The 14,406-nt window shown below is 51.0% G+C and carries 14 protein-coding genes; 7 read left to right on the top strand and 7 right to left on the bottom strand.

Features of this window, described 5'->3' with window-relative positions:
• Window positions 1-41 precede the first annotated feature (41 nt).
• Window positions 42-920, top strand: a complete 879-nt coding sequence (locus JN756_RS26345; protein WP_268933229.1) for a restriction endonuclease, SacI family — start codon at window positions 42-44, stop codon at window positions 918-920.
• Window positions 921-988: 68 nt separating this feature from the next.
• Here JN756_RS26345 and JN756_RS26350 read toward each other — a convergent pair whose 3' ends face one another.
• The 4 genes from JN756_RS26350 to JN756_RS26365 form a co-directional block, all read right to left on the bottom strand.
• Window positions 989-1,162, bottom strand: coding sequence for a hypothetical protein (locus tag JN756_RS26350; RefSeq protein ID WP_201021496.1), 174 nt, complete (start codon window positions 1,160-1,162; stop codon window positions 989-991).
• A gap of 124 nt (window positions 1,163-1,286) precedes the next feature.
• Window positions 1,287-2,609, bottom strand: a complete 1,323-nt coding sequence (locus JN756_RS26355; RefSeq protein WP_201021497.1) for a DUF6602 domain-containing protein — start codon at window positions 2,607-2,609, stop codon at window positions 1,287-1,289.
• A 128-nt stretch (window positions 2,610-2,737) separates the two neighbouring features.
• Window positions 2,738-4,885, bottom strand: coding sequence for a hypothetical protein (locus JN756_RS26360; protein WP_201021498.1), 2,148 nt, complete (start codon window positions 4,883-4,885; stop codon window positions 2,738-2,740).
• Between the two features lie 243 nt (window positions 4,886-5,128).
• Window positions 5,129-5,503, bottom strand: a complete 375-nt coding sequence (locus JN756_RS26365; RefSeq protein ID WP_201021499.1) for a plasmid mobilization protein — start codon at window positions 5,501-5,503, stop codon at window positions 5,129-5,131.
• 300 nt (window positions 5,504-5,803) lie between these two features.
• Between JN756_RS26365 and JN756_RS26370 the strand changes: the two genes are divergently transcribed.
• The 4 genes from JN756_RS26370 (at window position 5,804) to JN756_RS26385 (ending at window position 9,347) form a co-directional block, all read left to right on the top strand.
• Complete coding sequence (locus JN756_RS26370; protein ID WP_201021500.1) at window positions 5,804-6,169, top strand: hypothetical protein; 366 nt, start codon at window positions 5,804-5,806, stop codon at window positions 6,167-6,169.
• A 376-nt stretch (window positions 6,170-6,545) separates the two neighbouring features.
• Complete coding sequence (trbJ, locus tag JN756_RS26375) at window positions 6,546-7,283, top strand: P-type conjugative transfer protein TrbJ (RefSeq protein WP_201022326.1); 738 nt, start codon at window positions 6,546-6,548, stop codon at window positions 7,281-7,283.
• Window positions 7,284-7,476: 193 nt separating this feature from the next.
• Complete coding sequence (gene trbL, locus JN756_RS26380; RefSeq protein WP_201021501.1) at window positions 7,477-9,024, top strand: P-type conjugative transfer protein TrbL; 1,548 nt, start codon at window positions 7,477-7,479, stop codon at window positions 9,022-9,024.
• A gap of 2 nt (window positions 9,025-9,026) precedes the next feature.
• Window positions 9,027-9,347, top strand: a complete 321-nt coding sequence (locus JN756_RS26385; RefSeq protein WP_201021502.1) for a hypothetical protein — start codon at window positions 9,027-9,029, stop codon at window positions 9,345-9,347.
• Window positions 9,348-9,633: 286 nt separating this feature from the next.
• On the opposite strand, the gene JN756_RS26390 is transcribed toward JN756_RS26385, so the two are convergent.
• Window positions 9,634-10,944, bottom strand: coding sequence for a replication protein (locus JN756_RS26390; protein WP_250690862.1), 1,311 nt, complete (start codon window positions 10,942-10,944; stop codon window positions 9,634-9,636).
• A 162-nt stretch (window positions 10,945-11,106) separates the two neighbouring features.
• Window positions 11,107-11,325 carry a helix-turn-helix transcriptional regulator gene (locus JN756_RS26395; RefSeq protein ID WP_082367901.1) on the bottom strand — a complete coding sequence of 73 codons (219 nt, stop codon included), beginning with the start codon at window positions 11,323-11,325 and terminating at the stop codon, window positions 11,107-11,109.
• 91 nt (window positions 11,326-11,416) lie between these two features.
• Between JN756_RS26395 and JN756_RS26400 the strand changes: the two genes are divergently transcribed.
• On the top strand, window positions 11,417-12,358 hold the full coding sequence (locus JN756_RS26400) for a LuxR family transcriptional regulator (RefSeq protein ID WP_236255061.1): 942 nt from the start codon (window positions 11,417-11,419) through the stop codon (window positions 12,356-12,358).
• 121 nt (window positions 12,359-12,479) lie between these two features.
• Entirely contained in the window at window positions 12,480-13,325 is an 846-nt protein-coding gene (locus tag JN756_RS26405) for a PD-(D/E)XK nuclease domain-containing protein (protein ID WP_201021504.1), read from the top strand.
• A 288-nt stretch (window positions 13,326-13,613) separates the two neighbouring features.
• Here the strand turns inward: JN756_RS26405 and JN756_RS26410 are convergent, their stop codons facing one another.
• Window positions 13,614-14,174, bottom strand: a complete 561-nt coding sequence (locus tag JN756_RS26410; RefSeq protein WP_201021505.1) for a hypothetical protein — start codon at window positions 14,172-14,174, stop codon at window positions 13,614-13,616.
• Window positions 14,175-14,406 lie beyond the last annotated feature (232 nt).

Here is a 14,406-nt window from a genome sequence, read left to right on the forward strand (position 1 = left end):
ATTTTAAGGCTTGGAGGTGTCTACGAAACTAGGGGCGATTCATAAAGCCCAGACACTCCCCAGACAATAAGAATTCGTATTCAGCAAGGACTCTTTGTCACAGCGTGCTTGTTCCTCTCTCCGCAGAACTCGGCATAAATATTGGAGTAAATGGAAGAGAGCCATTAAACAACCAGCCATATTTCAGAATGTCGTATCTGAATGATGGAACCCCGATACACCCCCGCGCCGCACCAGCATTCAATTACATGCTAGAACTCATCACCGAACTTCAGCAATCAAACTCAAATGAAGCGAGAGAAGCACTTCGCTCGTTCATAGTTGTTAGAAAAAACTATCACACCATTTATGATATCGCTCAAACAGATATCATTGCTGACCAAATTAGCTTGGCATCCGCAATTGATGCTTTGGTTTCAAGTAATTCCGAAGGGGGAAGGCGTGCACAGGCTGCAGCCGCTGGGATCTTTGACTTATTCGCAGGCCCTGACCGCGTGGAAAGCGGCAAAATAAATGACCCAAGCAGGCATTACCCTGGAGACGTAGCAATTCGCGCCATAGATGGATCTTGGGAAAAATCCATTGAGGTTCGGGATAAACCAGTGAGCGAATCTGATATTTTCATTTTTGGTCGAGCCTGCCATTCAAAAGGAGTGCGAGAGGTAGGTTTTGTGCTCGCCTCGTCTAACCAACGGGAACTCAGAAGTAACGAACTACGTGAATGGGCAAACGGCTTAGGCATAGGCCTCAGCATATTTTACGGCTGGCATCGATTAGTAGATGAGGCGCTATTCTGGGCCTCAACGCCGACTATCGATGGAGTAAGACTTATCGTGGACTACATTGAGCGTCGACTGATATTGATTGAGGCTTCGAACGAATCTGTCAGGGCTTGGCAGAAGCTAACACGCTCTGAGTGATTCGCTCAAAAATAGAAATGTACAACTATATAGACAAGGACGCCTAACCGCGCCCTTGTTCACTACCATCAAGACGCTGGGTTGGATTCCTTAGTGGCAAAGGCTGTCAATAGCTGGCGCTCTAGGATGGCCAACTCATCCGCATTACCATCACGAACAACCTCGGCCAGCAGCTCAACCGCATACGACGGGTCGGTCCGGAAAAGCTCTACCATTGCCTCATCGTGAGTACAGTCTTTCATGAATCACCTCTAGATCGTAGATACCATCAAGCCTCAAAAATAGCCGGCCCAGGCCACTACAAAACCATCCGACTCTGGCCGATATTGCAGGTGTGAATTTTACCGACCACTAGCGGACTCTTACTTATTCGCCCACTAAAACAATTGACATATAGTGAGGCTCAATTTCGTTCTCTGCGCACCACAAATCAAAACGCTCCATCTCCGATGCAACGAACCCTGTCTCATCGTCATTTGTGATTACATAGGTTTCTGGATGTATTGGCCTGATGTATCCATCATCTCGCATAAACTGCCGAGTATTCACTAAAGCCTCAGTCAATTGCTCAATGGTCACACCATGATTTCGGCTCAGATACTCACTCATGCCGTCATCCAAGGGAAGATACCCTCCTTGCATCGCCATTATGTTTATTGCAGACATTTCAGGCTTATCTATCTTCGAAGGCGCCCAAAAATCATCATCGCCCCTCACCATATGTTTTTCCTTAAACTCTACTGTTCTATAAGCCCAACCTGCTGCCTCACCAACCTCCTTTGCCTCTGCAATTAACAGAGGTTGGACACTATCCATATGCAGGCCATCATCCCAAGGCATTCTGGCATTAAAGTACTCGCCAATTTTTGACCAGATCAACTCTAAGATCAATTTTGCCGAGTTATGCCTGGTAGAAAACACCGGCACCCACTCATTTTTATTTTGCATAACTAGAAAAGGATTGCCACCACCTTTCACGAGACAAAAATTATTCGATGTGACAAGTGTAGGAATGCTTGGCACCCCCCAGCCACTTCCGCTTTTCCAAGCATCTTCCAGAATATCTAAAAAAGCAGCTCTAAGACCGCTCTCGGTGTTATACCCTTCGTATCCATGAATGATCGAAATTGGCGACAATGACTCTTGAACAAGCGCATAAAACAATATCCCATCGGCTTTTGATAATTTATGGATATCGAGATATTCCTCAGGCCCCACTTTGCCAGTCAACTGAGAGAAACGTCGCCGCGCATTGGTGATATCTGGCCTGTACCCTTCGTTAATCAATCGATCTTCGAAATTATCAGCAAACTTTCTTCTGATTTTGGCCAAATGCTGCATAGCGTCAACGTAATCAGCCTTCCGCAAGTTCTTCTTGACTTCAAAGATACAAAGCACACTATTTATATCGTATTTATGCTGTTGAGTAAGCCCATATCTTTCCCCCTCCCCATGCACCAACATACAATCGACTTGCTCAGCTAACATCTCACCTCCAACCGAGATGAAACCTGAAACAACATGTAAATCTAAGTGCCTGGGAATAGCAAAATCTTGATATATACCTTGCTTCGTGATTTCTTCATACGCAGCGCCCAGAGTCGGCATGTGAGGCATATGAAAGCCATCGAGTTTTCTTTTCTCGACCGCAATGAATTCTTCAAGAAGTTCCGACGCCTTGCGAATCATACAAACCCCATCAAACAAAAGGAACGAACAGAAGAAGACAGACTTATTTTAGTCACTAAAAATATCCACTCTCGGCTTGTTCCTGCTGGTCATCTATTGGAATGGGCAGGCCGCCGTGTTAGCCCAAGTTAATCGGAAGTAACCGTTTCAATCAGCTTCTTCCACGTGATTTTCGCCATGATGGCGTGCCCTGCGAGATTGTCATAGAAGTACACTTCCTCGTTTGGGTCTGAAATAGGGACTAGCAAGCCAGTCATGCCCCTGTCGACGCATCCAGTCCCAATGGTTCCATCCAGTTGGCGGATGACTGCGCCGTGATAGTTACCGGCATCGTACAAAGATCGAATTCCTGCCTTGAGCCAATCCCAGTCAACTGCAGAGATTGGAACCGCTTTTGACTGGTGAAAAACCACAGGGATAATGCTGTCGATACCTTTCAAAATCTGCTTGGGAAACTCAGCGATCAGCTCATCATCGGGAATCGCATCGACCGCGCTCACCACTGACGTTTTGTCGTGACAAGATCCAATATCAAGATAGGGAGATAGATAGTCTGCAAACTCCTTGTACGCTTCACTGCGGACTTGGTATCCCACGCTGGCCGCAACCTTCGGGATCGCTTGCTTCATGATTTCACGCAGCTCACCAAGCATGTGCCCTCGGGGCTCTTGGGGAAGCTGATAGCCAAGTCGTAATGCCAAGTCACCAAACAGAAATGGCCCGCTACACCCGAGTTCAAAACAATGCTGATGAAAAGGATGGTCATCACCTAGAAGGTGGGAAAAAATCCAGAGCCTCATCGCTTCCGCAGAATGTAGCCTTTGCAGGGGATTATTCGTCAGGGTAGGAATGGGCTCCTCAATATCATCAGTTCCGATACTGATCTGCTGCATTTCAATCGCGTAGCGAAGCGCCTCGTATTGAGACCAGCAAACGAACGGCTCTAGTTTCAACGCCGCAGCTTCGCTGGCCGCTGCATTCCTTAGAGCGAGGATGAGGGTTCCGATAGCGATACCAGTCTTGAACGCGTCGCTACAACGTATCTGTCCCCCTGAAAATGGAGTGCCTTGCGCGAGGTTTTGGATAAGCGGAAGTGCTACATCTGGATCTGTCCAATCCAGATAATTGTGCCCAATGTATGGCATATACCGGTCGCGAACGCTTGGATTGCAAACAAACTTCTGGGCGTATTGTCCGAGACTGCCCCAAAACTCGAATCGTCTCGGCAGGGCTTGCATGCGGAGAGCCTTGACTTGAATATCCCAGCTAAATGCATCGCCAAACTCAAGATCGTAGCGATCACAAAGAAGAGCTTTTGCCTCATCGACGTGTGCAAAAACGGAGCCTGGTACTAGACGGGGCACATCGTCTAGATTTTTATCGAAAAAGAGAGCGATGTCGGAATCGCGCTGAGGAAGGCCATGGTCTCTCCACCATGCATACATCGCGTATGGATCAATGCCGCAAAGGGTTAAGCCCCATACACCTCTCCCCATACCGTTGACATCTTTCCAGAGCATCATGAAGCCGTGAGACCCAGCTCGATCACCAGCGCGAGCTATCACATCCATGGCGGTAATGACTGACCTCGGCGGCCAGTTTTCGTCCATGTCTGGGTCGTCTTCTGTCAAATACAGGTTAATGGTCTGCAAAGCTTCGGGAGCAAGCGCAAGGCTTCCGGTTAGGTGCCAAGCTTCCGGGAGGTGGCAACTCAGACTTAAATCCTTGCCGGGTACATCGAGAGCCAGCTTGAGGGCGAGGCATCGTTTACCCGACCAAGCATTCAATGCACCCACCGCGTGGTTCAAAAGGGTCGACCACTCGGTGGCTACCACCACGAAACAGATATCGTAGTCACCTACAAATGGCAGAAGGTTTCTCAACTCCTGCTCATAGCCTCCCAGCTCAGTGACTGTCTGGCGCTCAGTCTCTGCCGCTCTCTTAATCTCGAATACAACCAGCGTTCTTGACTCCGGGTTGAAGCAAAGAATGTCCGGGCGAAGCACCTCTCCAGTTGTAAGAGAAATGCTCATATTGACAGAGATGATTTCTAGCAATGTAAGCTGATTGAGCACATGCTCAGCTGCCTCTGCGGAGGCTAATCTGGATCTATAATCAATACCAAATGAAGGAATGAAGTGGGCCTGGCGCACGCCTTCGGCTATTGACACCAAGGCCTCTTTTCCAGCGATAGCGTCATGCAAACCTTCGCTTTCGATCAGGTGTACGAGCCAGGCCGCTACCTCGCTTTCCAGTGGTATCGACGATGCGCTCATGAGCCCTCCGTGGGAGCGGGATTGGAATTTCAACGATAGTTGTGAAGCGAGTCGCGCTTCATGGGGAGTTCTGTAGTAGGTGTTTCAGATGCTCGCCCCTGCCCCCCTATCTTAGCTGCTCTCTAGGGCGGCAAGAAAAGTCCCTGGTCGATGGTCGATGGTCGATGGTCAGGCAAGGCACAACTCTAGCTACTGACAATACTGAATTGGATTGCACAATCCAAAGAATTCCAGGCGTCAGCCCTAACGCTTTCGAGCAAAAACGACAGCGCTCATTTTTCCCCGAATACCTGCTTGCAACTCACGAAACTCGACCATCATCCGCTCAACCTCGATGGAGCTGGCTCCCAGGCCGTTTTTCTCCGCAAGCCACAGCTTCAACAAACCGGCAACCCGCCCCAAGTCGCCGTTAATTCTGCATAGATCAGCCACCGCCTTCAGGTCAACGACCGACCGTATGGGCGTGTTCAGTCCGAGTGCCCGCAGGTAGCCCGAACGGGACATGCCCGCTTCTTCGGCGCGCTCGGTGATGGCCGCCTTTTCCTCGTCAGTCACCCACACCTCTATCGGCTTTCCACGCCGTCGAGGTGGGGCCTTCCCTTTGGTGCCCTCTGTCATGGCTTGTGCTCCTGTTGTTGCTTTTCAGCTCTTAGACGCGGCAGCGGCTAGGGCCTCGCAGAGCAAGATGCCGTTGAGCCGCAGGCGAATAAGGGGCGGTGTTGGATGGGTTCGGGCTTGCCCGTACCCGTACAACACACATCTTGCCGTCCAGATAGACGCAAACATATGCGTATCTATGCGAACAGCTCATTAGGAACGATTGTAAGCATGCTTACGCATGTCTACGCTAGATTACGCATGTCAGATGTGCAATTTTATGCGCATAATTGCGCAACCATGCTTTAGGCGGAGTCTGCAATGACAAAAACACCAAAAGAAGGGCCTACAGGCGCAGGCCGAGTAGCATTTTTAGCCCGTCTTGAGGATTTCCGTAGCCTGATCCAGGCCGGGTGGCCGGTGACGGTCGTGTACGAGAACCACGGCGGAGATAACACTGGTCTGAGCTACAGCCAGTTCGCCCGATACGTCGGAAAATACATCCGCACGCCGACCAAGCGCGGAAATCAGCGACCAAGCGTTGCAGACGAGACACTACTTCCTACGACGCCACTGGTAGAACAAAAGCAGTCTGGCGCGACAATACAGCCAGGCACCATGTCAAAGCGTCAACCTGGGTTCAGGCATGATCCTAGCAGCGGCAACAATCGTGACGACCTGATCTAACTTTGGTGGATGCCCGAGAGTTTCAGCGACTTCACCTCTCTCAAGCTGTATACGGCCATTAAGGACGCAAAGATTGGCCCCTCCACCGGCATGCGAAGCCGACTGACTGAAAATCACATTCCGTCGGTTCTTTGAGAGTTTTCTGGGAAACCTTATCGACATTCGCCGCCCGTCGACATCTTGCATGTCAACCTAAATAGCCAATCATTCCATCGATGCGACCGGCATATCGGGGCACGATCAAGCACGAATAATAGTGACTGATTGAGGTCGACATATGCGTCAAATAATCTCAAAGCCCATCAAAGACAGAACGCTGTCAGCAGATACTTCGCACAAAACGACCGTTTATCCGCTCCGGAAACTTATTCGCCAAATGGCCAACAGCGCCAGGATTGTCGGAGCCGTTTTTGTAGGGATGGTATGCATCTCCCCTGCCCCTGCTTACGCAATCTATTGCTCGAACTGCTCGACGTTCTATCAGCAGATGTTCGAGTACGTCGAGCAGGTCAACACGGCATTGAATACCGCTGAGCAACTGCAAACGCAGATTCAGCAGTACCAAAACATGGTGTCGCAAGGCACGAGCTTGCCGAATTCGATGTTTGGCAGCATCGCGGCCGATCTAAAAAATGTGGCCAACATCTACAACCGCTCGCAAGCCCTAGGGCGACAAATCCAGGACATGGATTCGAAATTCAACACGGCCTTCCCAGGCTTCGAGTCTTACCTGAATCAAGCTGCGAACTCGGCAGAAGCTCCGAGCCGTGATCGCTATGAAAAGTGGTCCGTGCAGGGTCGTGACAACGTGAAAACGGCAATGAAAGCAGCGGATTTAAATACAGGAGCTTTCGAGTCTGAAGACGCTCAGCTCGCGCGCATGGTTTCACGTTCACAGTCAGCCGTGGGCCGGATGCAGGCGATTCAGGCAGGTAACGAAATAGCCTCACAAAATGTCCAGCAGTTGCAGAAGCTGCGCGATCTGATGGCCACACAAATCAACATGCAGGGCAACTACATGGCTCAGCAGGTTGATCGAAAGGCTGAGGGCGAGGCAACGGAACAGCAGTTTGAAGCACGTGAAAACACACGTGGTGGCGTGAAGGGGTACTGAGAATGACTATTTCAAAATGGCTTATCGCGTTGATCTGCTCCGGCTCAGCACTAACCGCTTTTATGGTCACCTTGGCAGTTCAAAGCAACAGCGAATGTACCTCGGTGACTGAGCACCAACGGCGACAGAGTGACGCTGATACCTCGTTTGAAGCACGCCCGAATACTCGCGGCGGCGTTAAGGGGTACTAGCTATGGATACTCGCCTACTATTGTTCCTCGTCTTGGCGAGTTCATTCGTGAGCGGAGATGCTATGGCCGCGACCGACCTTTCCCATGCCGACACATCGGTGCAGGGCCTACTCGACCTCGTTTTGCAGCAGTCGCACCAGTGGTCAGGAAAGCTGTATGACTATGCGATCAGATTATTCTGGCTGCTGGCCTCCATTCAATTCATTTGGACGTTCATACCTCTGATCATGAAACAAGCCGACTTCGGCGAGATTGTCGGCGAGCTGCTGCGCTTCGTCCTGGTGGTCGGCTTCTTCCTTGCTGTTATGAGGTACTCGGTGGAGTGGTCATCTGCCATTGTCGATAGTTTCCGCGATGCGGCTGCGTCTGCGAGCGGCCTCGGGCGTGCATTAGAACCCGGCGATATGCTGGCGGTTGCACTGGATTTTGGCCGCACTATGGTAAAGGGCATATCAGTGTTTTCTCCGGCCAAAGGACTTCTGATCGCAGTATGCGCAATCCTTGTATTGGCGTGTTTCGCCTTCATCGCTGCATTCATGTTCGTAACGCTCGTAGAGTCTTACGTCATCATCAATGCTTCGGTGCTGTTCTTTGGCTTTGGCGGCTCACAATGGACGCGTGATTTTGCGATCGCCCCAATGCGCTTCACCGTCGCAATAGGAGCCAAGCTGTTCGTCTTAACGCTAATCGTCGGCTTGATCGTCCAGTCGGCCAAGCAGTGGTTGGCCGCCTACACCAATGACGAAGCGTCGTTGATGACGATGGTCGGTCTGGCCTTGGTGTGCTGCTATCTGACAAAGACTATTCCCGACCTGATCGGCGGCATGATTAGCGGCACGTCGATGGGTGGCGGGTCAGCCATCGGTGGTATGGCGGCCGCCGGTGCTGCCGGTGCAGCGGCGGCAATCGCAACCATCGCCACGGCCGGGGCGGCAGCACCTGCTGCTGCCGGTGCAGCGGGTGCCGGAGGCATCAGCGGCGGCGGTCTGGCAGGGGCGATCAACTCCAGTTTTACCGGTGCAAGCTCCGCTGGTGCTGCCTCGCCAGTAGGTGGAGCTACGTCCCCCGGCGTAGGGTCTAGCACTGGCGGCGGCGCAGCGGCCAAGGCGGCGAGCTCCGCAGGTGCGAAGATCGGCGGTGGTGCAGCTACCCCATCGGCTACGTCCAACGACATCGTCCAGCAGACCGCTAAGCAGGCCGGGAAGGCCGCACAGAGCGGCGGTGACAATGATCAGAAAGCAACATCGAAAGGGGGAGCTGTTAGTTCCGGCAGCGCACTGTCCCAAGCGGCCAATGGTGGTGCAAAAGCGCTTGGCGTAATTGCCTCGCTGACAGTGCCAGGCATGGAGAATGCCCACTCAGCGTCGCTTGGTGCTGATCTTCTACAGCCAGCTCCCATTGACTCCAGTTCGCCCACGTCCGCAGAACCAACTGGGGAAACCGCAGGCATGGAATCCAACGTCATTCGACCAGATACGAACACCAGCTCGAATTCCGGCCGCCTCGTCGTTTCGAGCATAACCTCAAGCAACGACCACCCGGAGAAATAATCATGAATAGCATTCTAATGTTCGCTGGATTCGTAGTGCTCGCCTCCACCTTAGCCATTGGCATGTGGGCGTTCGGCCGTTGGCTGCGAAGCAAAGGCTACGGGCCATTGCTCGATAGACTGGATCGACAATGCACCGCGTTGCAGCTTCAAGTTAGCCCGCTGGCCCTTTCGGCTTCCTTTTACATGTTTTCTGGAGTGCAACATCTGAATCGCCTCCCTCTATTGGGTAGCAAGAGCAATGCTGCTCAAGCCCAGCAAATTCTGACGGCGATCCGAGCGGCGCAGGAAGCCCAAAGGCTCGACTCCTCCGTCAACCGCTGACCCTACAATCCCCCGCCAGAGTGCGGGGGTTTGTTTCCCGGGGCCACCATATCCAAGTAGTACGTACGGACTTGTCTCAGCTCACCCTTTCAGACCACCCGCACGTAACCGTAATCTCCCCCTAAGTTCAAAATCCGAGCCGCCTTATTACTTCGGACCAGCACCCTACTGGCACTCCATCACAACGACGACCCCAGACAGCCTTGATCCAACGCGCGGAAAGCTCTGCCATTAGTAATACGCACGGACTTTGAACACTTGGACCATCAGACTGGACGGGCCGCCGTCAAAGCGCGGGGGCTTCGCCATTAGTAATACGGACGGACTTGGTACACTGAATCTCCGACGTGTTTATGTACCTGGACACTGCCATAACTGATACACCCATTAGCTTAGCGATAGCCCGTACGCTCAACCCCTCGCGCCTTAGAGCCTGTGCCTGTGTTTGCTTGGCTTTAGCGGTATCAAGGTAGGTTTGTCGGTCTACTGAACCGGCAGCTCGCCTACGAAGCTCGTGGCGCCTCCTATCCCGCTCTGCAGCCTCGACCCGACTGACAATGGTCTTGAGCTGGTGTTGTTCGTCGGCAGTGATCCCGAACAGGTTGATAAGGGTGTCGTTCTTCGGCGTGTACAGCGGCGCGTAGTCCTTGCCGCCAAAGCTGACTTTCTCCCCGGCCTCGTAGGCTTTAGCCTTGCTGAACAGGGTCATAAGCTCTTTCGAGCGGCTATTCCACTGCGGATCAAGCTCGCGGGCCAGTGCGGCCGCTTCGTGGTACATCTGCTTGCTGTTGGTTGCACCGGAAAGCAACAGGAAGTTCAACCGCCAGAACAGGTGTTGCATCCGTTGGCCTTCCACGACGCCGCCGCGCAGCTCGGCGAGCTTGCGCAGGTCTTCGAGGCGATCCCAAGCGAGTTGGCGGCCCGAGAAACCGCGCAGATTGTCGGCCTTGCCGCCGGGCACCAAAAGGAAAGGCTTTTTCGTGGCGCGCCGCTGGCCCTGTCCCTGCCGCTGCTGCTCGATAGTCCACCGGGCAGTGGGTAGCAATGCCTCGGCCATGTACTCGAAGTTGTACCGGATCGGCTGGCCATCAATGCCGTTCGTGACATGCACCACGCGGCAGACTTCGCCGCTCTTGCTGTTGACCGTCTCAACGGTGCGCAATACCCGGCTTGCATCCTTGGCCATCGGGTCGGCCCCGATATGCGCGAGGCGATCCACTAGATACCGCTGGCAGGCGTTCCAGCGGGGCAGGGCTTGGCGCGGAATCGTGCCCTCTAGCAGCCACTTGGCCTGTATCCCCCGGCCGCTGTAGATCAGCATGGACGGCGCGGGCACGCCTTCTTCGGCACAAAAATACAACACTGAGGCGGCCAATTTTTCAGGGTCGCGGCCAGCCAGTGCAGGGATGCGGTAGGTATCAAGGTCGGCGAACAGCAGGCCAAGCCGCAGAAGATTAACGACTCGCCGATTGGGTCGGATGAACTCTGCTTGGGACATCCACGTGTCACGTTTTTTGTCCAACAAACTGAGCACTTTTGGCATATCAGCCAAACGATGAGAGGACTGGCGCTTTTCACCTTGGGAGTCGACGAGCAACGAAAAAAAACCGGCTCTCGTCCTATCGTGGTACATCTGCGCTTCGTCCTCAGAGCTGAAAAGCGCAAGCTGTAAACTTGCGCTTTTCAGCTCTACAAGGTCGTTTGCAGTTTCTGAGTAAGGACGCGATGTCGACCTTGTCTCAGGCCTGAGCCCCACCGCTCAGACTGCCATTCCTGGCCTAGGAGCGGGGCCGGACTCCCTGCATGTATCAATCCACTCCTCTACCTCGGCTAAATCCCATACGACCTTGCGGCTACTCACCGCAATTCGACGTGGAAATTTACCCTTCATTTCAAAGTTATAGATCGTGCGCTCACACAGCGGGATCATCGCCAGGAGTGTCTTTTTGTCGATTAGTTTTTTGCTCGATGAATGCATAGCTAGGCCCTATCAGTCACAGCGAATGTGTGCCTGATCGTGCCTTTAGGTGCCTATTGCTTCGACAGAATGATTGGCTAGAATGGTTGACATGAAAAAACAAATGACCATAGCTACTTGGGAGGGGTGTGATGCCTCCGTCGCAGAGGCCCTTCACCGATTCCTTGATCGCTGGGAGCCCTACTCCACAGCATCTAAACGCTATCCGATCGTTCGTCTGGTCGAAGAGCTTATCGACCCTGCCGTGGCGTCATATGCCGAAACGCTTCCATCGCGTTATCAGGGCCATATACCCGGGGCAGGAACGAATGTAGCGTTCAGCGCGATTATCCAGCTTGTTGGCATTGCCGCTATGGTCCGACTACAGCGTCAGCTGCTACGAGCTTTTGTTCTGACTCACGACAAGCAGTCGGGGGATGATCGCTGCTTCATTGCGACGCTTGAGACGTTGATAGAACTGGTGTTGGCATGTAAGCGCAAGCAGCCGTATACCAAGGATATGGACGGTTTGAACGGTCAACGCTTAAAGGGGTTTTGTAGATTCTGTGGCGCGCGAGCAGAGCTAGCATTGTTCGCAGAAGGTGAAGGTAAGCGTGACCTTGATGAACACCTACGCCTGAGCAACCTGTACTGCACCACCCACCGCCCAAAGACACCAGATGGACGCTGGAATCCGGCTTACAGGCAAGCAATGAGATCTGTAGCGCAGTTCGACCTAGAGCTGGCCAGATTGAGCAGACAATGCGCGATACGAGCAGAACCTAAGGCAAAGTCAGGTGACGAGCTCATCGACGCGTATATCTTTCAGTACATGCTTAGCCAAACACTACATCTAGCGGACGAAGCTCAGCTAAGAAATCTCGCTCGACTAATGGTGGACATGAAGTTGACAGACCGGAGAAAGCAAATCCTCGTGTTGCAGAAATTCGGCTTCAATCAGTCAGAAATTGCTCGCAGACTAGAGATCGAGCGCCAAGCAGTTTCCAAGGCACTTCGCTCAATCCCTGATAGCTTTCGACTTCCGACAGCGTAAGGTCGCCTTTTAAAATGCACGCATTGTTGACCGTACCGCCCTGAAGGGCGCTCCACGGAGCGTCGTAAAATTCTTGAAACATGTCCCACAGCGTTATACACAACCTATCACGGAGCGCCCATTGGAATACTTAGAAAACCGCATAAAAAGATTAATGTCTGAATCCAGACAACTTGAAGCAAGAGTCGCATACCATCAAATCGACTGGAGCAATTGGACGCCAAATAAAGACCAAAATAATCCACCGCAGTATTTACTTGACGCAGAGGACGAGTTCGTCAGACCTTTTCAGGAAACATTAGAGAGCATCTACCTAAACATCATCTGCTACTTAGACAATAAAAATCTAAATCACTATCTAAACACATACCTCCAAATATTTGGCAATAATCCGTCAAGTCTAAATCATCGAGATGAATTTGAGATAGATCATTATGGCTCGGGTGAGCCATACAGTGTATTCATAGCTAAAACGAGTAAATTCTTATCATCCTTTGAATTTACAGAATCAAGTGAAGATCAGTATGAAAGAATAACTGGCCTACAATACCTAGAAACGATACTTAAAAATACAGCCGTCATCATTTCAAAAAACAAATTAGAACCAAAATCAGAGGTCGATGTATACAAAGCGGTAAAGTCAACCCTAAACGTTGTCTTTGCAAGCTCAAAATCCCCAAAGAGCAATTTTATAAAAACAGCCAAAGAATATTACCCAGACATATTAATCCCCGAGCTATATGCGGCCGTAGAATATAAATACGCTGCTGACGAACAGAAACTGAAATCTACAATCGAACAAATTGCGGCAGATGTGAAAGGCTATACCGGAGATAGTGACTATCGCGTTTTCTACGCTGTATTTTATGTAACAGAAGATTTCTGGGGACAGCAGAAATTTTCGAAAGCCTGGAACGACCAAAATTTCCCAAAAAATTGGATGCCAATATACGTTGTGGGAAAGTAATTACGGCAAATGACTAGACTCCCTGGGGCCTTGAATCAAGCGCGAGACATGCGGATCGACAAAGAAGAGACCATAATCCCCTCTGGTCGTAGGCAGCCGTAAGGACGCTAGCTGGCAGTCCATACTATCTTCTCCAGTAGCGATAGACTGGAAACGGCCGTTGCCACCTATGTAAAAGGTAGCAATTGGCCGACTAAATACAGTCAGCCCCCGTCCACTAAAGGACCATAGCGAACGAAGGATTTATCGCGCTACCCACATGAAAGAGGTCGACAACTGACATATCAATCAGTACTGAATAATCATTTTTCTATAGAAATGGGGATCACTTAACGTAGGGCTAAACAAACAATCGACGAATTCGCCATCAGTCCCGCCAAAACCATCATCCATGCCAGATATCACGAAGTAGCCTCTATAATTTTCATAGATCTCATAGTGCAAATCTTGAAAGAAGTCTATAAAGTTTACATCACAAAAACATTCAGAAAGGATTCTAGACTCATAGAATCTCATTCTCTTGGTACTGCCATCGCTATATCTATAGAGATTCTCTAAGCGATTCAATACATTATTCTCTACGATTTTTAGCTCATTTAACGATATGTCGTGTCTGCATTTAAATGCACAGAATAAATAATAATTCGGATTTCCTGAGCTGTAGGATCTTGATATTAGATCCCCCATGGTCAGACCTAGTTTTGCGAAACTAGGGTTGCTGGCGTCAGCACCCAAATAGAGCCATCCATCTATTGACTCCATATCAAGCTTCGTCCTCTCCCAAACATACTCCATTTTGTAATCATCAAAGGCATCAATGTCTTCAATGGTTATTTTATCTTTTCTCAATCTCCCCACTCCCTAGCACGAAAAAACATAAAACCAGAAGCCTAAGAAGGGTTCTAAGGGATCATTCTTGGCCTGCGCATTATGACAGATGTATTTACTTTACGGCCATGAGACACGTCCCGCCGATTCGTATCAGCTGAAGCAGTACACACTTGGCATTGCATACGATGACGAATTGCTTTTGGTCGTTAGCAGTCAACCGTGAATTATTACTTTCACCCATCAGCCATAC

The sequence above is a fragment of the Pseudomonas sp. Y39-6 genome, from assembly GCF_023651955.1.
Classification (GTDB): Bacteria; Pseudomonadota; Gammaproteobacteria; order Pseudomonadales; family Pseudomonadaceae; genus Aquipseudomonas; species Aquipseudomonas veronii.